Origin of the sequence: Flavobacterium limnophilum, from assembly GCF_027111315.2 — a bacterium.
Taxonomy (GTDB): domain Bacteria; phylum Bacteroidota; class Bacteroidia; order Flavobacteriales; family Flavobacteriaceae; genus Flavobacterium; species Flavobacterium limnophilum.
The window spans coordinates 2,913,355-2,933,556 of record NZ_CP114289.2; the positions used below are offsets into that span (position 1 = coordinate 2,913,355).

Genomic DNA, 20,202 nt, shown 5'->3' on the forward strand with positions numbered 1-20,202 from the left:
CGTTAAGTATAAAAATGTAAACTTATTTTCGGACGAGACACTCGTAAATGGGCACGAATTACAAATCCGTTATCGGGATTTTTATTAGAATTTAAACGAATATATTCTGTAAAAACTTATTCCTAAAAATATTAAGCTAAAAACTAAAACTATAATTTGGCTGTAGAAAAGACACCAAGTCATATTTCCAAATGTTTTTATCCAATATTTTAAGTCATCCAAATTATTACCACTTTCCAGTTCTTTTTTTATTTTTTTTATAGTTAATCTAAAATCAATTGTTCTACTAACATTTGTGAGAGTTCCCAATAAAATTGAAATTATTAAAAGAACAATACCTGAACGAAAAACAAATCTATTTTCACATCCAACAATAAAATCTTGTTGCGTTATCAAATTAAAAAAGAAACCTGCAATACCTATAGAAATTATAATAAATAAATTATTTGTGAACGAAACTTGTTCCCTTAAATTTTGTTGCCATCTTATAAACCTTTCATTACTGTTTATCATTTTTCTTCAATTAAAATAAATATTGTTTTTACTAGGGATTTAAAATAGCTACCAGCGTTTGGCCTGTAACCGTCAGTCGCGAATCCAAGCGAACTGATTTCTCTCTTCTAAGGTATAATTTCCATGAAAAAGAACTTCAATTTACCGAAAACTCCGCGATTGCAGTTACAGGCTATTATATGCAGATTAAATGATTTCTTGAAAATAAACCCAGCCGTATTCATTCAAATGCAGCTTAAAAGCTCGTGGTTCAGGAACTCGAATATAAAGTTTCCCGTTAACTTGTTTGTATGGATGATTATCTTCTAATTCTTCTATTGTAATTTGAAATGTATCGTTATTATTTGCACTTGTAACTTCAAAATCATGACCTTCGAATAACATTATCGAGTTGTCACCATCCCAAATATTTATGTTGAACGTACCGTTTCGATTATAAAAATTAAATATAAGATCGTCATTACGCATACAATCGGGAATCATAGGTTGTGATCTAAATAATCCGATGAAGTCAATATTCTCTAACATAAACTTTCTTTTTAAGAGTGATTTTCTGAATTTGCAAATAACTTGCAAACAGGCGAAACAAACCTTCGTATATCCACCCAAAATCGGGTAGACTGCGAAGGTTTGTTTCGCTTTATTTCCTTTCAAATATATTCATTTTTTCTTACAAATCATCAAAAGGACTTTTTATTTGTTGACCTCTTTTCTAATTTTCAGGAGAAAAAACAGCACTACTATTTTTTGAGAATCAAAAAAGGAGTTCCGAACTACTAATTATAACCTCCGAACTCAAAATTATAAGCTCCGAACTACTAATTATAACCTCTGAACTCAAAATTATAAGCTCCGAACTACTAATTATAACCTCTGAACTCAAAATTATAAGCTCCGAACTACTAATTATAACCTCTGAACTCAAAATTATAAGCTCTGAACTCAAAAACAAAGGATTACCAAAACAAAAGCCTCCTTACGGAGGCTTGGATTCAAAGAATTAAGGAACTAAATGGGCTTTACTTTTTTTGATTTTTTGGCGAATCGTTGTTTCAAGTCGTCATAAATAGGTTCTGCGGAAGGAATCCCTTTGGAAGCAGCTTCTTTTACCTGTCCGTAATACAGCAGCGCTTCTTGGAAAGCTTCACTGCCCGCCACCATAATGGTATCTTCCACGTTGCAGGACAATTGGTTGGCAAGATTGGTAATGGGCGTCAATTGCATGACCACAGAAGCGTCGGCCACAAATTCTGCCACATTCATGTAGCTGGGCACAAATTGTGGATTAGACACCACATAGTCTTTGGTTTTCAATACCGTAGCCACGGTTTTGTCTCCCATTTTTAGAATCGACTGGCGCTCCTCTGGAGTCAAGGCCAATAGATACGGTTCAAGCAAATTTTTGCAATTTTGCAAATTCTCTAGCACAGCCGCGATGGTTTGTTCGGGAATACTGATACTCAATTGGTTTTGTGTACTCATAAAATAATAAGGGTTAAAGTTAACAAGGATAAAATTACATTATTTACTATTATAAAAAAAACACTCCAGTTAAATTTTATATAAAATCTTACACTTTTTTGTCATTTTCTCGATTTACTCTAGTGCTGCCAATCAAGAGTTCAAATAGACCATTAGGCAGGGCATTCGCCTTTAAAAGTTTCCGCCACAAATTCCACAAATTTTCACACACGAGCGAAGCGAACTGACGAAATAAATTCAAAGTCTATTTTTTGGGATGTTTGAGTTAATTATGCTGTTGTTGGTATGTTTGAGTTAATTATGCTGTTGTTGGTATGTTTGAGTTAATTATGCTGTTGTTGGTAGGATCATTTTTGCGGTAATTTGTGTAATTTATGATTAAAGAGAATTATGTTTTTAAAAAGTTACACCACAAATTCCACAAATTTTCACACACGAGCGAAGCGAACTGACGAAGTAAATTCAAAGTCTGTTTTTGGTAGATTTGAGTTAATTATGCTGTTGTTGGTAAGTTCATTTTTGCGGTAATTTGTGTAATTTGTGGTTAAAGAGAATTATGTTTTTAAAAAGTTACACCACAAATTCCACAAATTTTCACACACGAGCGAAGCGAACTGACGAAGTAAATTCAAAGTCTATTTTTTGGGATGTTTGAGTTAATTATGCTGTTGTTGGTATGTTTGAGTTAATTATGCTGTTGTTGGTAAGTTCATTTTTGCGGTAATTTGTGTAATTTGTGGTTAAAGAGAATTATGTTTTTAAAAAGTTACACCACAAATTCCACAAATTTTCACACACGAGCGAAGCGAACTGACGAAGTAAATTCAAAGTCTGTTTTTGGTATGTTTGAGTTAATTATGCTGTTGTTGGCAGGTTCATTTTTGCGGTAATTTGTGTAATTTGTGGTTAAAGAGAATTATGTTTTTAAAAAGTTACACCACAAATTCCACAAATTTTCACACACGAGCGAAGCGAACTGACGAAGTAAATTCAAAGTCTGTTTTTGGTATGTTTGAGTTAATTATGCTGTTGTTGGCAGGTTCATTTTTGCGGTAATTTGTGTAATTTGTGGTTAAAGAGAATTATGTTTTTAAAAAGTTACACCACAAATTCCACAAATTTTCACACACGAGCGAAGCGAACTGACGAAGTAAATTCAAAGTCTGTTTTTGGTATGTTTGAGTTAATTATGCTGTTGTTGGCAGGTTCATTTTTGCGGTAATTTGTGTAATTTGTGGTTAAAGAGAATTATGTTTTTAAAAAGTTACATCACAAATTCCACAAATTTTCACACACGAGCGAAGCGAACTGACGAAGTAAATTCAAAGTCTGTTTTTGGTATGTTTGAGTTAATTATGCTGTTGTTGGTAAGTTCATTTTTGCGGTAATTTGTGTAATTTGTGGTTAAAGAGAATTATGCTTTTAAAAGTTACACCACAAATTCCACAAATTTTCACACACGAGCGAAGCGAACTGACGAAGTAAATTCAAAGTCTGTTTTTGGTATGTCTGAGTTAATTATGCTGTTGTTGGTAGGTTCATTTTTGTGGTAATTTGTGTAATTTGTGGTTAAAGAGAATTATGCTTTTTAAAAGCGAATAAGTTTCCGCCACGAATTGCACGAATAAACACGAATTAGACCAGTTTTCAATTCCACGAATTCTAAAAATCAGATAGAATTCGTGCCATTCATTTTCAAATTTTGATAAAAATTAGTGACAATTCGTGAAATTGCTTCGCCTATTCGCTATCGCTCGGGTCGTGGCTAAAAACTTTTAAAAGCGAATGCCCTGGCCATTAGAGACTAAATAGGGGTAGAAAAACAATTTAGTCTGTAGTAGTCCCATTAGGGATTAAATTCCCTACGGGCAATGTCATTAAGTTAAGGATTGGCCCTCGTCTGTTCGAGTGTTTTATTAAAAAACGCGACAGCTTTTTTTAATAAAATGTATCGAGAATGCTGCTATTATAGGCTTCTCGATACAATTTTTACTAGTAAAGCTATCGCATTACCATTAAAAATCACTCGAAGTGACGGCCAAAAGTCTTAACTTAATGACATTGCCCATCGGGACATTAACTGGCTCCTTGATAAAATACTGTTAAATCTTAATCTGACATCTTGTCATATTCATCCAAATAATTGTAACTTTACCCCCTTATTAAAAAACACTTTTGAAGTGACTATGGAAAAGATTATTGACGAAAACAAACAAGGCGAAAGTCTTGTATTGGAATACAAACCCGAGAATACCAAGAAACTCTTTATAGAAAGCTACGGCTGTGCGATGAATTTTTCCGACAGCGAAATCGTGGCTTCCATCCTATCCTCGAACGGATATAACACTACCCAAGTTTTGGAAGAAGCCGATTTGGTTTTGGTCAATACCTGTTCCATTCGTGACAAAGCCGAACAAACTATTCGGAAACGATTGGAAAAATACAATGCCGTGAAACGCATCAATCCAAAAATGAAGGTAGGGGTTTTGGGTTGCATGGCAGAACGCTTGAAAAGCCAATTCTTGGAAGAAGAAAAAATTGTTGACCTTGTGGTTGGACCCGATGCGTACAAAGATTTGCCGAATTTATTGGCAGAGGTCGAAGACGGTCGCGATGCCATCAACGTGATTTTGTCGAAAGACGAAACTTATGGCGATATTTCTCCCGTTCGATTGAATTCGAATGGCGTTTCGGCTTTTGTTTCCATTACCCGTGGTTGCGACAACATGTGCACTTTTTGTGTGGTTCCTTTCACTCGCGGAAGAGAACGCAGCCGTGAACCGCAAAGTATCATGAAGGAAATCCAGGATTTGCACGACAGGGGATTCAAGGAAATCACGCTTCTGGGACAAAACGTGGACAGTTATTTATGGTATGGCGGCGGACTGAAAAAAGATTTTGTCAACGCCAGCGAAATGCAAAAAGCAACTTCGGTTGACTTCGACCAATTACTGGAAATGGCGGCTGTTGGTTTTCCAAAAATGCGTATCCGATTTTCGACTTCCAATCCGCAAGACATGCACGAAAGCGTTTTGCACGTGATCGCCAAACACGACAATATTTGCAAACACATTCATTTGCCTGTTCAATCCGGAAGTGATAGAATACTGAAAGCAATGAATCGTTTGCACACTCGGGAAGAATACATGACTTTGGTGGACAAAATCAGGACTATCATCCCAAATTGTTCGATTACGCAAGACATGATTTCCGGTTTTCCTACCGAAACCGAAGAAGATCATCAAGATACCTTGAGCTTGATGAATCACGTGAAATATAGTTTTGGCTACATGTACGCCTACTCGGAACGTCCGGGAACATTGGCCGAACGCAAAATGGAAGATGATGTTCCAGAACCAGACAAAATGCGTCGTTTACAGGAAATCGTGGATTTGCAAAGAGAGCACAGCGCCATAAGAACCCAGGAATTTGTTGGACAAATTGTGGAAGTCTTGGTAGAAAAAGTTTCCAAAAAATCAGAAAACGATTGGTCAGGAAGAAATTCGCAAAGTATTGTGGTGGTTTTTCCAAAAGAGAATTATAAAATCGGGGAATTTGTAAACGTAAAAATCACGAGTTGCACCAGCGGCACTTTAAAAGGGGAAGCGGTTGGTTTGAGCGAGATGAATTAAAAAAGTTCGCCACGAATTTTCACGAATTAATTTACATTATTATGAGTGACAATAATGAATATTATTATAAAAAAGATGAAAACTATACAATTGTTGGTTTGTGCATGGAAGTCCATCGGATTTTAGGTCCTGGATTACTAGAAATAGTTTATAAAGACGCATTAGAAATAGAATTTAAAAATCATAACATTCCATATATTAGAGAGAAAAAATATGACGTTGAATATAAAGGATTCATTCTTCCTCATAATTTTTATGCCGATTTCGTTGTTTATGAAGATATAATTTTAGAGGTGAAATCTGTCAAAGAAGTAACTAATGAACATCTTTCGAGAACATTAAATTACATGAAACTAGCAGATACTCCAATTGGAATTATTGTAAATTTTCAAAACAAATCATTAACTCACAAAAGACTGATTAGCAATTAAATAATTTGTGAAAATTTGAGTAATTTGTGGTAAAAAAAACAAACATAATGACCAAAAAAAACATAATCATCGCCTTACTTACTTTCATTATTGGATTTGGTTCGACCTTCTATATCATTAGAACCTATTTCCCAAAGCAGAAAGTTGAAAAAATAGTACCTTTAAAAGACGACCAAACTGACAAATAAAATTTGCGGCAAAAGAAAAAATTATGGAAACAGTTCAATCAATAAAACAACGATTCGAGATTATCGGGAATGACCCGAAACTCAATCGCGCGATAGAAAAAGCGATTCAGGTGGCGCCAACCGATATTTCGGTATTGGTTGTAGGGGAAAGCGGCGTTGGAAAAGAAAGTATTCCAAAAATTATCCATTCGCTTTCGCACAGAAAACACGGAAAATATATTGCCGTAAACTGTGGCGCCATTCCGGAAGGAACCATTGACAGCGAACTTTTTGGTCACGAGAAAGGTTCATTTACAGGAGCAACCTCAACCCGTGAAGGTTATTTTGAAGTGGCCAGCGGTGGAACTATTTTCTTGGACGAAGTGGGTGAATTACCTTTGACAACCCAAGTTAGATTACTTCGTGTTTTGGAAAACGGCGAATTTATAAAAGTAGGTTCTTCACAAGTACAAAAAACTGACGTAAGAATTGTGGCTGCCACCAACGTGAATTTGTTTGACGCCATCGAAAAAGGAAAATTCCGCGAAGATTTGTACTATCGTTTGAGCACCGTGGACATAACCTTGCCTCCATTGCGCGATCGCAAAGACGACATCCATTTATTGTTTAGAAAATTTGCGGCCGATTTTGCCCAAAAATATAAAATGCCTCCTATTAAACTAGATGATTCTGCCGTTCAATTACTGCAAAAATTTCGCTGGAGCGGAAACATTCGCCAGTTGCGAAACGTGGCCGAACAAATCTCGGTTTTGGAAACCAATCGCGATATTACGGCAAACACTTTGCAATCGTATTTGCCAACTACAGAAGGAAGTAATTTGCCTTCGGTCATCAAAGACAGGAAAAGCGAGAGCGATTTCAATACCGAAAGAGAAATCTTGTACAAAGTGCTTTTTGACATGAAAAGCGATTTGCACGATTTGAAAAAACTGACTTTGGAATTGATGCAAAACGGTGGGGCGAAAGTTCAAGAGGCCAATTCGCATCTCATCAAAAAAATCTACGGCAACAAAGAAGACGATAGTGAAATAGATTTTGAAGAAGAACCAAGAACAGCCGTTATCACGACTCCAACGAGCGTTGCCAACTATCAAGTTCCGGAAGACAATTATCAATTTGCCGAAAGTATCGAAGAGGAAGAAGTCCTGAGATTAGAGCAAAAAGAGATTGAAATGATCAAAAAATCTTTGGAGAAAAATAAAGGAAAACGAAAAATGGCAGCCGATGAATTGGGCATTTCCGAAAGAACACTTTACCGAAAAATAAAACAGTTTGATCTTTAAAAATTGAATATCTTTGAACTTTTTTAACTATAAAATGAAGCACCTACACTATCTCCTTGCCCTTCTATTGCTCTTAAATCTAAGCAGTTGTTCGGTTTACAACTTCACTGGAACTGGCAAAATAGACGCCAAAACTTTTCAGGTAAGTTTTTTTCCCAACAATGCCGAGTTGATTGAACCGGGAATTGACCGGACTTTTACCTTGGAATTACAAGACCTTATCCAAAACCAAACGAATTTAAATTTGGTTAAAACTGGAGGTGATTTAGCCTACGAAGGAGAAATTGTAGATTACAGAATAAGCCCAATGACCGCAACTGCCGATCAGCAAGCTTCGCAAAACAGATTGACCATCAGGGTAAATGTTCGCTTTACCAACAAAAAGAAAGAAACCGATGATTTCGAAAAAACATTCGATTTCTATTATGATTATCCCGCAGCCCAACAACTGAAAGGAGAAACTTTAAACAAAGCCATAAAAGAAATTTTCGACAGAATAACACAAGACATCTTTAATGAATCATTGGCAAAATGGTAATAACCAGTTGGCAGTATTCAGTAGCTAGTTTGCAGACGAACACTGAACACTGATCACTGAACACTGAACACTGAAATGAACGTAACCGATTATACATATTTAATTAACAAACCCGATGCCATCAACGAAAAGCAAACGGATGATTTAGCAAGAGTGCTGGATGAATTTCCGTATTTTCAAAGCGCCAGGGCTTTGCGGTTGAAAGGACTCTATAATCAAAATAGCTTTAAGTACAATTACGCTTTAAAAGTTACTGCCGCACATACCACAGACAGAACTATTTTATTCGATTTTATTACTTCAGATACTTTTGCGGCCATTCAAAAAGGGTTTTATGACAAAAATATATCGCACCTTTTGGACATCAGCGTGGTTGATTTCGAGGTTCTCCAGCCCGAAATAAAACTGGAACCAAAAGTAAACAGCATAGAACAATCCATACTTACTTCCATAAAAGAAGCTTCGGAAGCAGAAGAAAACACAAAAATAGCGATCGAGAAACTGGACATTGGAAAACCTTTGGATTTTTCGGCGAACGAAAAACATTCCTTTAAAGAATGGCTACAACTCGCTAGAATTGAGCCTATAATAAGAGAAAAAGAAAACACAAACATTCCTGAAACTGCACTATTAGACGAAGAAAAGAAGAAAAAAGCCGAATTGATTGACAAATTTATCGAATTGAATCCAAAAATTTCTCCCGCTAAACAAAGTTCAACTTCTATAACCTTCGCAGAATCAAACAAAACGGATACTTCCTACTTGATGACCGAGACTTTGGCTCGGGTTTATTTGGAACAAAAAAAATATCAAAAAGCAATTCAAGCTTATGAAATATTAATTTTGAAATATCCAGAAAAAAGTAGTTTCTTTGCAGACCGTATTTCGGATATTGAGATTTTACAACAAAATAATAATAAATAAACAATGAGCACATTTTCAATTTTTTTAGTTTTAATAACAATAGTTTGCTTTCTATTGATAGTGGTAATAATGGTTCAAAACCCTAAAGGTGGCGGATTATCTTCTTCAATAGGTGGTTCTCAAATGTTGGGTGGCGTACAAAAAACAACAGATTTCTTAGACAAAAGTACTTGGACATTGGCCACGGTATTAATTGTACTTATATTACTTTCCAGTTTAAGTTTTGGAGGATCATTAAGCGACACCGATTCTAAAATTATTGAAAAATCAGAAACTGCTGCGCCTGCTCAAAAAGAGGCTCCAGTTCAAAGCACACCAGCTGCTGAACCAGTAAAGAAATAATTTACTTCAGAAAACATAATAAATGCCAGCCTGTCAAAGCTGGCATTTTTTTTAGGAAAAATTGTCAGTTTAAGTCTGTTGGCACAATTTCTGACGTTAAAAAAACCAATTAAAAATAAATAAAAAACATTTCATTATGGCTTTAAATATTAAACCGCTTTCAGACCGCGTACTTATTGAACCTGTTGCTGCCGAAACCCAAACTGCATCAGGAATTTTCATTCCAGACACTGCAAAAGAGAAACCACAAAAAGGAACTGTTGTTGCTATTGGAAACGGCAAGAAAGACGAACCTTTGACTGTAAAAGTTGGAGATACCGTTCTTTACGGAAAATATGCAGGAACTGAATTGAAATTAGAAGGAAAAGATTATTTGATGATGCGTGAAGACGACATCTTGGCAATCATCTAACAAAGAATTAAGTTCGAAGAATTAAGTATTAAGACAATTAAAAGTTAAAAAAATAATGGCAAAAGACATAAAATTTGATATCGAAGCACGTGACGGATTAAAACGTGGTGTTGACGCATTGGCAAACGCAGTAAAAGTAACTCTTGGACCAAAAGGTCGTAATGTAATTATTGGAAAATCCTTTGGGGGACCAAACGTTACCAAAGACGGTGTTACAGTTGCAAAAGAAATCGAATTGAAAGACCCATTGGAAAATATGGGAGCTCAAATGGTAAAAGAAGTTGCTTCAAAAACGAATGATTTAGCGGGTGACGGAACCACAACTGCAACCGTTTTGGCGCAAGCTATCGTAAAAGAAGGCTTGAAAAACGTAGCTGCAGGAGCCAATCCAATGGACTTGAAACGTGGAATTGACAAAGCTGTTGAAGCCATTGTTGCCGACTTGAAAAAACAAGCAAAAGTAGTGGGAAGCGATTCAGAAAAAATCAAACAAATCGCTTCTATTTCTGCCAACAACGATGAAATTATTGGTGAATTGATTGCCAATGCTTTCGCAAAAGTTGGAAAAGAAGGTGTCATCACCGTGGAAGAAGCCAAAGGAACTGACACTTACGTTGATGTGGTGGAAGGAATGCAATTTGACAGAGGTTATCTTTCTCCTTATTTTGTGACCAATCCAGAAAAAATGGAAGCAGAATTGGACAGTCCTTACATCCTTTTGTACGACAAAAAAGTTTCTTCATTAAAAGAATTATTGCCAGTTTTGGAGCCAGTGGCTCAATCAGGAAAACCTTTATTGATTATTGCCGAAGACGTTGACGGAGAAGCTTTATCTACATTGGTAGTAAACAAATTACGTGGTGCCTTGAAAATTGCAGCCGTGAAAGCCCCAGGTTTTGGCGACAGAAGAAAAGCAATGTTGGAAGATATCGCCATCTTGACAGGTGGAACCGTAATTTCTGAAGAAAGAGGATATACTCTTGAAAACACGACAATCGAAATGTTGGGAACTGCAAAAAGAGTTTCTATCGACAAAGACAACACTACAATCGTAAGTGGTGCTGGCGATGCTGATACGATCAAAAACAGGGTAAACCAAATCAAAGGTCAAATGGAAACTACGACTTCTGATTATGATAAAGAAAAATTGCAGGAACGTTTGGCTAAATTAGCTGGCGGTGTTGCTGTTCTTTATGTTGGTGCTGCTTCTGAAGTGGAAATGAAAGAGAAAAAAGACAGAGTTGACGATGCACTTCACGCAACACGCGCCGCTGTTGAAGAAGGAATTGTTGCCGGTGGAGGTGTTGCCTTATTGAGAGCAAAAAACGCTCTTGCCGACTTGAAAGCAGACAATGCAGATGAAGCCACGGGTATCAAAATAATTTCTCGTGCCGTTGAATCTCCTTTGAGAACCATTGTTGAAAACGCTGGACTAGAAGGTTCTGTTGTTGTGGCAAAAGTAGCCGAAGGTTCTGGAGATTTTGGTTATAATGCCAAAACTGACGAATACGTGGATATGCTGAAAGCAGGAATTATCGATCCTAAAAAAGTAACTCGTGTGGCTTTGGAAAATGCTGCTTCTGTTGCAGGAATGATCTTGACTACCGAATGTGCCTTGGTTGAAATCAAAGAAGAACACAGCGGTGGAAACCCAATGGGAGGTGGAATGCCAGGCATGATGTAATTTTTTTTCCGAAAGAAAATATAATATAAAAAAATCCGAAGTTTCAAAGCTTCGGATTTTTTTGTTTTCATCAAATTCTCGGTTTTTATATATGAACTCTCTTTTTCAAAAGTTTGAACAAAACAGGAATCGTCGTAATCAGGACAATAATGATAACTATGTATTCTATATGCTTTTTCAAATCGATGCCAAATTTATCCAAGAATAAAGCCGACAAATAATGCCCTGCCAAAATCATGCTGAACGACCAAAGAATGGAACTCACCACATTAAAAAACATGAACTTCTTTTTGTCCATTGCGGCAATTCCCGCAACGATAGGTGCAAAAGTCCTGAAAATAGGCAGGAATCTTGCGAAAATTATTGCTTTCCCTCCATATTTATCGAAAAAATCTCTCGATTGCAAAAGGTATTTTTCCTTAAACCAAAAAGTATCTTCCTTGTTGTACAGATAAGTCCCGCCTTTAACGCCAAACCAATAGCCTACCATATTACCAAAAACACCTGCCAAAGAAACCAACGAGGACAACAAAATCACATCGGCCAAATCGCTTCCCATTGATATTTGACGCATCAGCAACTCACTATAAATCCCGGCTAAAAATAAAAGACTGTCTCCAGGAAGAAAAAAACCGGCAAACAAACCTGTTTCGGCAAAAATGATGAAAAGGATTACCAACAACCCTATTTTTATCCCGCCAAATTCCATTAAAATATAAAATTCAGGATTTATTAATTGAGACCAATCGAAATTATTCATAAAATTATTTTAAAATGTGTGGGCAAAAGTACTTATTGTTTAGCGAAACAGCATCATCGAGACCGTTCATTTCCGTTATTTTAATAAATATTTAATAGATTGTGGCATTTTTCAGAATTGATCGAAATCAATTCTGAAAAGCGCCACAATCTTTTCAGACAAGCCTACTTGGCTGGTTTTTCTCTTTCATATTGACAACAATGATGAAGTTTCTCATAAGTCGCATCTGCCGCCCTAACTTCACCGGCATCATGGCCAACTTTGGCAACAGCCTTTTTAACTTCGGCAACAGATGTTTTTTCTTCGTTGAGGGTCACTTCCAATTTATGGGTTTCGATATTCCAGTTGGCCATTTTTACTCCATCAACCGAGAAAGCTGCTTTTTGGATTCTTCTTTGACACTGTTCGCAATTACCATTAACAGCAATGGTATATTTAGCGTTTTTATTCTTTTTTTCTTGTGCTTGTGTGGAAAGAGTTACTACTAATAACATCATTCCTAATAATACATTTTTCATAATTTATTTTTTAATTGTTATTGAAATTGACTTATTTAATTTTAAATCTTAATCCCGCATAATACATTTGTCCAAAAACCGGAGCATATACAATCGAAGCGTCGAATGTTGGTCCAAAAGGATTTTCACTTCCCAAAATTGCTTTTTCTTGTTTATAGTTTCCAATGTTTTCTCCACCAACATAGACTTCAAAAACAGATGAAAAAATTCGTGTAATTTGTGCATTCATCAAAGAATAGGAAGGAGAATATTCTGGAAGCCTGTCTTCCACTGGATTCGATGCGGTTTCGGGCAGTTTTTGTTCGCCCATCCAGTTATAGGTGAAATCGAATTTCCATTGTTTCCCTTTTTCTCCAATATGAGTTTCATAGGCCAAATTCCCGAAAAAACGGTGTTTGGCTTGCAAAGGTCTTTCGCTTCTTCCGCTACTATAATCAGTTTGAATGTCGTAATATTTGTAAGCCGTGCGCAAATCAAGATGTTTGGCCAATTCAAGATTAAAGTCCAATTGCAAACTATTGGCAAACGATTTCCCGTTCAAATTATAAAACAACGCCTGATGTGTTCCCGGAATTACTGGAGCCGTGTACAAATCGACCACTACCTGATTCTTGAAATCGGTTCTGTAAAAATCAAAACCAACGTCGGCTTTTTTGCCAAAAACAGAAAATCCTTGGTTGAAACTCAAGCCGTAATTCCAGGCAATTTCGGGATCCAAGCCATAAATTTTCCCGTTGTTATCCAAAATATCGAATGCCCTTGAACTCGCAAAAAGAGGTTGGTTTTCGGCAAAAATGTTCGCACTTCTTTTCCCTCTTCCTGCAGAAGCCCGCAAAACGCCTTTAGCCCAAGGATTGTAGCGAATGTGCAATCTTGGCGTTAAAAAAGTTCCCAAACGGTTGTGGTTGTCAACTCGTCCACCGGCAATGAAACTGAAATTGGAAGTATTGTCGTAAGTATATTCGAAAAAAGCACCAATGGAATTGTCGATCCTGCTGTAATCATTCACGTTGACAAATTCCTGATATTTGTCGTAAGTAAAGTTCAAACCCGTGGCAAATTTATGCATCGTATTGTTGATAATCGAGTTGAAAATCAAGTTCGAATAATAACTGCTTTGCTTGATGTTGTATTGGTTCAACCCAAAATAAGATTCTTGGTCGTGGCTGTCAAAAGCGTTTTGGAAACCAAAACTTTGATACGGCATCTCCGGAAAAACATAACCAATTTTTGTGGAAACATTGAAACGTTCCGTGTTGATTTCGGAACCCCAGAAATTAGTCGTCCCTTTATCTTTCTTTGGGTCAAAATCCATTTCGCCCGTTTGCTTTTCGTCATTCATATAGCGAAAATTAATGAAACTTACCCAGCCTTTTTGGGCATCGGTATATTGCCAACGATTCAAGACATTGATTTGTTTTCCCAACGGATTATCCAGGAAACCATCCTCATTCATGTCGTTTTTGGCAATCCTTGTATTGCCGTGAACAAACAAACTGCTCGCCCATTTGTCCGAAATTTTGGTATTGAAATGGGTATTCAATTCAAAACGACTGTCGGTTGAGCCATAAGCATTCAAAAAGAAAGGAATATCGTTGACCGGTTTAAGCAACTCGGTGTTGATTTGTCCCGAAATACTTTCGTATCCATTGACAACACTACCCGCCCCTTTTGTGATTTGGATGCTTTCCACCCAAGTTCCAGGCGTAAACGACAAACCATAAGCTTGGGAAGCTCCGCGAACAGAAGGGATATTTTCTTCGGTAATCATCAAATAGGGACTAGTTAGACCCAACATTTTGATTTGTTTGGTTCCTGTCAGGGCATCCGAAAAATTGACGTCGATAGAAGGGTTTGTTTCGAAACTTTCGGCTAGGTTGCAACAAGCGGCCTTGAGTAATTCCTTGCTTGTCAAAAGGGTTGTGTTTGCCGTAATCTTCGAAGATTTTTGCAAACCTTTGTTTTTAGAAACCACTTTTATTTCTCGTAATGTGTCCTGCGAATAGGAACTAAACGCACACAACAAGATCAATAAAAGTATTGAAATTTGTTTTTTCATTATATTTTGATTTTAATGTTTTTAAAAGTGTATCAAACCAACGAAATGGCTTGATCTAATTAAGAACATTAGAATCAGGCGTAGAAAATGTATTGATGGTATAATTTGAAAAGTGGTGGTGCATTGGCATCACAATAATAAGAAGCAATGCGATTGTTTTCAAAATTTGGAAATTCAGAGAAAACTACTGGATTCCATTCTTCAAAAAGGAAATTGAAATCAGGTTGAAAAGAAATTGAATTTAAAGTTATTTTCCCTGATTTTTTTTGAAAATGAACTACTTTATTCTTGCAACAACTGTCTTTTTTTTCAACTTTTGAAGCGCAACAACTTTTTTCAACCGCCTTTGCAGCTTCAGGACTCTTCCAGGAAACAGGCTTTACAGAAGCAATTTCTCCTCCACAATAATGCACGTCGACGGCAAATCCTACATTGGAAACCAACAGGAAAAACGCCAGAAAAAGACTGATGTGCTTTTTGAATTTCATACTGCAAAATTACGCTTTTATACAACCGATAAAACTAATTTTTTGTTAAAAGTAAAAACCTCCGAATTACGATAGGTCAACTTCTTGCCCCATCAAGGGAACCGTGCAATCAAAGCCATATTTCTCGGTTATTTTTAAACGAAGCTCGTCGGCGGGTTCATTTTCTCCGTGAACCAAAAACACCTTGGTGGGTTTATTTTCCAATGCAGAAAGCCAGTTGAGCAAATCTTTTTGATCGCCGTGTGCCGACAAGGCTTCTATTTCGAGAATATTGGCCAAAACCGGATAATATTTTCCGTGAATTTTAATTTCTTTGGCTCCTTCCAATAATTTTCGGCCACGCGTTCCTTCGGCTTGGTAGCCAATGATGACCACGGTGGTTTCAGGCAAACCAATATAGCGTTCCAAATAACTCAAAACGCGACCTCCGGTAATCATTCCGCTGGCGGCAATAACTACTTTTGGACTCTTGTTATAAATCGTTTCAATGGTTTCCTGATAGTCCGAAATCATCGAAAACATTTTGCACATTCCTATGTAATGTTGCTCCGGCAATTTGTGCCATTTCCTGTTTTGGGCAAAAATTCCCAAGGCACTAATTCCCATTGGCGTGTCAATTATATAGGGAATATTTGGAATTTTCCCTTCTTCCTTGAGTTGCCAAAGCAAATACATCACGGTTTGAGCACGCTCGACGGCAAAACTCGGAATGATGATTGTTCCTCCTTTTTCGACCGTGTTGTTGATATACATTTCGAGTTCCATTTTCGCGTCCGTGTCGGGATGAAGACGGTTTCCATAAGTGCTTTCGAGAAAAACGTAATCTGCTTTTTTGGGCTTGGTGGGCGGATACATCAACACGTCATTGTCTCGACCAATGTCTCCGGAGAAAACCAAGGTTTTATTTTCCAGATTCAATTCGATGCTGCATGCGCCAATAATATGTCCCGCATTGGTAAAAACCGCAGCAATTTCGGCATCCAAGGGGATTTTTTCGTTGGTTTTAATCACTCTAAAAAGTGGAAAAACGGCTTCTGCCTGCTTTACGTCATAAAGCGGTTTGGCAATTTCATGTTTGGAATAACGCCCCTTGTTGGCCATTTCTGCTTCCTCTTCCTGGATTTTGGCACTGTCCAAAAGAATAAGTTTCGTAATGTCTTTTGTTGGACTCGTACAATAAATTTTTCCTTTAAATCCTTGATTTACCAGCCGTGGCAGCCAACCACAATGATCCAAATGTCCGTGTGTCAACAATACAAAATCTATGGTTGAAGGCTGAATTGGCAACGGTTCCCAATTGAGCTCCCGCAAAGTCTTGATGCCCTGAAATTGTCCGCAATCAATTAAAATTCTAACACCATTGCTTTCGACCAAGGTTTTGGAACCCGTTACCGTTCCCGCTCCGCCAATGAATTTAATCTTCATGATTTCTATGTTTTAAATATATTCACACAATTCTGATGCTTCTTTGAGTACGTTTTGTATTCGATTCGGACTCAACCCAATTCTTTCCAAACATTCTGAATTATTTATTATTTCTTTTACCAAAATCACGTCAAGCACCAATAATTTATCTTTTTCGGAAAGAGACAAAGTAGTTAAACAAGTTACGGGATAGAGGTGATTGGAATCGTTTTTTGTTTTTAAATTATTCTTTTCGGGATAATTCCAGCTCAACAAATTCAGCTTTGAACATTTTGCAAAAGCAATTGCATCAGCGGTAAACCTGTTATTTGTTACAATCCAGCAGTCCAATACCTTGTCATTTCGAGTATAAATTATATGCCGTCTGTCTTTCAAATCATTGAAACGCGATAAAATATACATGGGAACCTTCACATCGGAATTGGCATCTTTACCCATATGAAATTTACATTCGACCATGGCGATGGAATTGTCTTTTTTTATCAACACATCAATTTCGTGCGATACACATTTGCCTTGCAAAATAAAATTAGTCAGTGTTTGGTACTTTTCTGCCGCAAAAAGTCGGGCAATATATTTTTCGAAGAAAAAACCAGCCGGTCCCAATAATCTGATAGCTTCTTTTAAATTATATCGAGCAGCATGGGAATTACATATTTTTTTCAACAAACTGAAAGCCATCTTGTAGATTTGCTTGGTAGAAATCCCTTCATAAATTTCCTCTTCAATAGTTTTCAAAATAGTTTCAACCTGTCGATTACTCGCCCCAGATTTCAAGAGCGATTGTCGGAGTTTTGACGGATTGTAATCAACAATGTTTCCGGAATGCTTTACTATTTTCATTAGTTCGTGATTTAACGGTTATTAAATCAAAGCGGCTAATAAAGGTACGAAAAAAGATTAGTTATTTTGCTTTTGATAGTAAAATGCAGGCAGAAAGAGCAACAAAAAAATGGGTTGAATGAGAAATCGGCGAATGTAAAACAAGGCCATTTTATTGGCTTCGCCAAAAAAGGAAAGCACCACAAAGAATGCCATGACAAGAATCACGAAAAACACCACATACAATATCGAGGCAAATTTGACGGCTTCAATGTCTTTGAACAAGACATAAATCATGGCCAATGACAAAACCGTATTCAAAAAATACCGAAACAATAACCCAAAAAACAAGGGAATATTTTCAACTTCGGGTAAAGGCAAATTATGGTAATCTGCTTTGAAATAATTCAAGAAAGGATCATAAAACAAAACGTCTTCGTAAGCCCTTATCAAAGCCAAGAACAAGACAAACATGGTCGCCAATAAAATTCTGACTTTATGATTTACTATTTTTTGCAGCATATTTTGAAAATTTATTGACCCAAATAATCCATAACAAGAAAACCACTCCATAAATAAACAACGGAAAAAGCACTCCATGCAAAACATGTTCGCTTGACGGAAAATAATACAACAAGATGCTTAAAAGTCCTATTCGAAAAACATTCAAAACATGAATCATCAAGCTACCTCCGACAATAAACAGAATAGTTGCCCTTGTTTTTCCCGAAAAGGCAACCACGAAGGATATAAATAAAATAATCACGCTCAAACCATTACAGCCTTCGATAATTCGGGCCATATGCTTATGATTGTAGAACAAATTTATGGCAGGTTCTTTAGTGTTTGGCGCAATATTGGCGTCGCAATTAAAAAAAAGCATCGTGTTTTTTGTTTGTTTCGCTACCAATTGGGTAAACCTGTCAACCTCAAATTTCCCGGCATCGAATTGATTGAGATAGCTTTCATAAACAAAGGTCAAAACCAGATAGGTCAGCAAAAACTTTCCCAGAAACAGCAAAAAAGGTTTATAGCGAATTAAATATTTTTTCAAAATTGACTTTTTAACAAATTTAAATAAAAATCGAAAGGGGCTTTAATTTAGACAATTAAATTTTATTTCTGTTCTTGAAAAGAGTTTTATCGTCTTTCTTGCTATTTTCACTTCCCTCTTCCCTCTTCCCTCTTCGTACTTCGTACTTCCCACTTTTTTAAATACTTTTACACAAAAAAAACCAGAACATGACTTTCGAAGATCTAAAACCAAAAGTAACAGAAATTACTTTAAATTCCATCCTTTCCAGAGAAGAAAAGCTGTTAAAAATTTGCGAACTACTGAGCAACTCCATTGATTACTATAATTGGGTTGGTTTTTATTTTGCCAATCACGAGACCAAAACCCTGCATCTTGGCCCGTATGTTGGAGCCGAAACGGACCATACCGTCATTCCTTTCGGAAAAGGAATTTGTGGACAAGTAGCGGTTTCCAATGCCAATTTCGTGGTTCCCGATGTGGCGGCCCAAGACAATTATATTGCGTGCAGTTTCACCGTAAAATCAGAAATTGTGGTTCCGCTTTTTGTGAATGGCAAAAACATTGGACAAATCGACATCGACAGCCACGTTCTCGATCCATTTACCGAAGCCGACGAACGTTTTTTAGAATTTGTGAATGAAGAGATTGCTGAGCTGTATTAAAATTATTACATTCGCTTTTTAATCAATCTTTCATTTTATGAAAACTACACTTTTAACCACTATATTATTAGTCCCAATAGCTTTATTTTCCCAAATTATAGAACCAACGCGCTATAATCTAGACTCCTTACATTATCCAACAAACAATAAGGATTACAAATACATTCGAGTCGTTGAAAATTACAAAAACCAACCCAACTTATTTATTTTTACCGAGTATTATAAATCTGGAAGAACCCTCAGTATGAAAGCCATTTCGACCAACAAAGACGAACCAAAATTTGAAGGGTCACGTATTGATTACTATGAAGACGGGAATAAAAAACGAGAAACAAATTACAGAAATAACCAAATTAACGGAAAACAAGTAGAATGGTATAAAAACCAGAATAAAAAATCAGAGAAAGAAATAAAAACAGACCTAAAAACCTTAATAACAACTACTCAAATATTTCAATACTGGAACGAAAATAATGAGCAAAAAGTAATTGACGGCAATGGATTTTATGAAGAAAACAACAAAGGCACAACCGAAAAAGGAGAAATAAAAAACGGGAGAAAACAAGGTATCTGGACTGGAAAAACTAAACTAACAAACTCTACATATACGGAAACCTATGAAAATGGAGAATTAATTTCCGGAGTTAGTATTGACAACAACAACATCGAACATCCTTACCAAGTTCTTTTCACAAAACCTGAATACAAAGAAGGTATGGCAGCTTTTTATCAATTTATTGGAAAAAATTACAGAGTTCCTTATGGTGTACAAAGTAAACCAGGGGAAAAACCAACGTTAATTGCATTCTTTATTGTTGATACCGATGGAAAAATTATAGATATTAAAATAGCAAAAGACCTAGGATTAGGTACAGGAAAAGAGGCTATAAGAGTATTGAAAAAAGCCCCTAATTGGATTCCAGGAACATACCGGGGAATCCTCGCCAAAGCATCCTACACTTTACCGATTGCAATTCAAACAACCCAATAAACAATTTATAAA

22 protein-coding genes are annotated in these 20,202 nt (G+C 36.5%); 11 read left to right on the forward strand and 11 right to left on the reverse strand.

Annotated elements, in window-relative coordinates; translation table 11 throughout:
* Nucleotides 1-84 precede the first annotated feature (84 nt).
* The 3 genes from OZP13_RS12290 to OZP13_RS12300 all read right to left on the reverse strand — a co-directional run bounded on the left by OZP13_RS12290 (nucleotide 85) and on the right by OZP13_RS12300 (nucleotide 1,995).
* Complete coding sequence (locus OZP13_RS12290) at nucleotides 85-513, reverse strand: hypothetical protein (RefSeq protein WP_269240416.1); 429 nt, start codon at nucleotides 511-513, stop codon at nucleotides 85-87.
* A 186-nt stretch (nucleotides 514-699) separates the two neighbouring features.
* Entirely contained in the window at nucleotides 700-1,041 is a 342-nt protein-coding gene (locus OZP13_RS12295; protein WP_281297313.1) for a hypothetical protein, read from the reverse strand.
* A gap of 480 nt (nucleotides 1,042-1,521) precedes the next feature.
* Nucleotides 1,522-1,995, reverse strand: coding sequence for a hypothetical protein (locus OZP13_RS12300; protein WP_269240419.1), 474 nt, complete (start codon nucleotides 1,993-1,995; stop codon nucleotides 1,522-1,524).
* A gap of 2,186 nt (nucleotides 1,996-4,181) precedes the next feature.
* Between OZP13_RS12300 and miaB the strand changes: the two genes are divergently transcribed.
* From miaB to groL, 9 genes are all read left to right on the forward strand, one after another.
* A complete protein-coding gene (gene miaB, locus OZP13_RS12305; RefSeq protein WP_281297314.1) occupies nucleotides 4,182-5,627 on the forward strand; it encodes a tRNA (N6-isopentenyl adenosine(37)-C2)-methylthiotransferase MiaB in 1,446 nt (481 codons plus the stop codon).
* A gap of 41 nt (nucleotides 5,628-5,668) precedes the next feature.
* Nucleotides 5,669-6,058 (forward strand): GxxExxY protein, encoded by a 390-nt coding sequence (locus OZP13_RS12310; RefSeq protein WP_281297315.1) that lies wholly within the window; start codon nucleotides 5,669-5,671, stop codon nucleotides 6,056-6,058.
* A gap of 47 nt (nucleotides 6,059-6,105) precedes the next feature.
* A complete protein-coding gene (locus OZP13_RS12315; RefSeq protein ID WP_269240422.1) occupies nucleotides 6,106-6,246 on the forward strand; it encodes a hypothetical protein in 141 nt (46 codons plus the stop codon).
* A 23-nt stretch (nucleotides 6,247-6,269) separates the two neighbouring features.
* Entirely contained in the window at nucleotides 6,270-7,529 is a 1,260-nt protein-coding gene (locus OZP13_RS12320) for a sigma-54 interaction domain-containing protein (RefSeq protein ID WP_281297316.1), read from the forward strand.
* Between the two features lie 34 nt (nucleotides 7,530-7,563).
* Nucleotides 7,564-8,067, forward strand: coding sequence for an LptE family protein (locus tag OZP13_RS12325; RefSeq protein ID WP_269240423.1), 504 nt, complete (start codon nucleotides 7,564-7,566; stop codon nucleotides 8,065-8,067).
* Nucleotides 8,068-8,142: 75 nt separating this feature from the next.
* Nucleotides 8,143-8,991, forward strand: coding sequence for a tetratricopeptide repeat protein (locus tag OZP13_RS12330; RefSeq protein WP_281297317.1), 849 nt, complete (start codon nucleotides 8,143-8,145; stop codon nucleotides 8,989-8,991).
* Nucleotides 8,992-8,994: 3 nt separating this feature from the next.
* Entirely contained in the window at nucleotides 8,995-9,333 is a 339-nt protein-coding gene (gene secG / locus OZP13_RS12335) for a preprotein translocase subunit SecG (protein WP_269240424.1), read from the forward strand.
* A 136-nt stretch (nucleotides 9,334-9,469) separates the two neighbouring features.
* Nucleotides 9,470-9,745, forward strand: a complete 276-nt coding sequence (locus OZP13_RS12340) for a co-chaperone GroES (protein ID WP_269240426.1) — start codon at nucleotides 9,470-9,472, stop codon at nucleotides 9,743-9,745.
* A 55-nt stretch (nucleotides 9,746-9,800) separates the two neighbouring features.
* A complete protein-coding gene (groL, locus tag OZP13_RS12345) occupies nucleotides 9,801-11,429 on the forward strand; it encodes a chaperonin GroEL (protein WP_281297318.1) in 1,629 nt (542 codons plus the stop codon).
* 85 nt (nucleotides 11,430-11,514) lie between these two features.
* Here the strand turns inward: groL and OZP13_RS12350 are convergent, their stop codons facing one another.
* The 8 genes from OZP13_RS12350 to xrtF all read right to left on the reverse strand — a co-directional run bounded on the left by OZP13_RS12350 (nucleotide 11,515) and on the right by xrtF (nucleotide 18,555).
* On the reverse strand, nucleotides 11,515-12,189 hold the full coding sequence (locus tag OZP13_RS12350; RefSeq protein WP_281297319.1) for a DedA family protein: 675 nt from the start codon (nucleotides 12,187-12,189) through the stop codon (nucleotides 11,515-11,517).
* A gap of 164 nt (nucleotides 12,190-12,353) precedes the next feature.
* Nucleotides 12,354-12,707 (reverse strand): heavy-metal-associated domain-containing protein, encoded by a 354-nt coding sequence (locus OZP13_RS12355; RefSeq protein ID WP_281297320.1) that lies wholly within the window; start codon nucleotides 12,705-12,707, stop codon nucleotides 12,354-12,356.
* A 31-nt stretch (nucleotides 12,708-12,738) separates the two neighbouring features.
* Complete coding sequence (locus OZP13_RS12360; protein WP_281297321.1) at nucleotides 12,739-14,766, reverse strand: TonB-dependent receptor plug domain-containing protein; 2,028 nt, start codon at nucleotides 14,764-14,766, stop codon at nucleotides 12,739-12,741.
* 74 nt (nucleotides 14,767-14,840) lie between these two features.
* Nucleotides 14,841-15,254, reverse strand: a complete 414-nt coding sequence (locus tag OZP13_RS12365) for an HYC_CC_PP family protein (protein ID WP_281297322.1) — start codon at nucleotides 15,252-15,254, stop codon at nucleotides 14,841-14,843.
* A gap of 66 nt (nucleotides 15,255-15,320) precedes the next feature.
* Nucleotides 15,321-16,679 carry an MBL fold metallo-hydrolase RNA specificity domain-containing protein gene (locus tag OZP13_RS12370; protein ID WP_269240431.1) on the reverse strand — a complete coding sequence of 453 codons (1,359 nt, stop codon included), beginning with the start codon at nucleotides 16,677-16,679 and terminating at the stop codon, nucleotides 15,321-15,323.
* 12 nt (nucleotides 16,680-16,691) lie between these two features.
* Complete coding sequence (locus OZP13_RS12375; protein WP_281297323.1) at nucleotides 16,692-17,522, reverse strand: ATP cone domain-containing protein; 831 nt, start codon at nucleotides 17,520-17,522, stop codon at nucleotides 16,692-16,694.
* A 57-nt stretch (nucleotides 17,523-17,579) separates the two neighbouring features.
* Nucleotides 17,580-18,023, reverse strand: a complete 444-nt coding sequence (locus OZP13_RS12380; RefSeq protein WP_281297324.1) for an exosortase F system-associated membrane protein — start codon at nucleotides 18,021-18,023, stop codon at nucleotides 17,580-17,582.
* Nucleotides 17,998-18,555, reverse strand: coding sequence for an exosortase family protein XrtF (gene xrtF / locus OZP13_RS12385; protein WP_281297325.1), 558 nt, complete (start codon nucleotides 18,553-18,555; stop codon nucleotides 17,998-18,000). Before xrtF ends, OZP13_RS12380 begins: the two co-directional genes overlap by 26 nt.
* Before the next feature lie 188 nt (nucleotides 18,556-18,743).
* Here xrtF and OZP13_RS12390 point away from each other — a divergent pair, with 188 nt between their 5' ends.
* A complete protein-coding gene (locus OZP13_RS12390; RefSeq protein ID WP_281297326.1) occupies nucleotides 18,744-19,199 on the forward strand; it encodes a GAF domain-containing protein in 456 nt (151 codons plus the stop codon).
* A gap of 37 nt (nucleotides 19,200-19,236) precedes the next feature.
* Nucleotides 19,237-20,190 (forward strand): toxin-antitoxin system YwqK family antitoxin, encoded by a 954-nt coding sequence (locus OZP13_RS12395; RefSeq protein ID WP_281297327.1) that lies wholly within the window; start codon nucleotides 19,237-19,239, stop codon nucleotides 20,188-20,190.
* Nucleotides 20,191-20,202 lie beyond the last annotated feature (12 nt).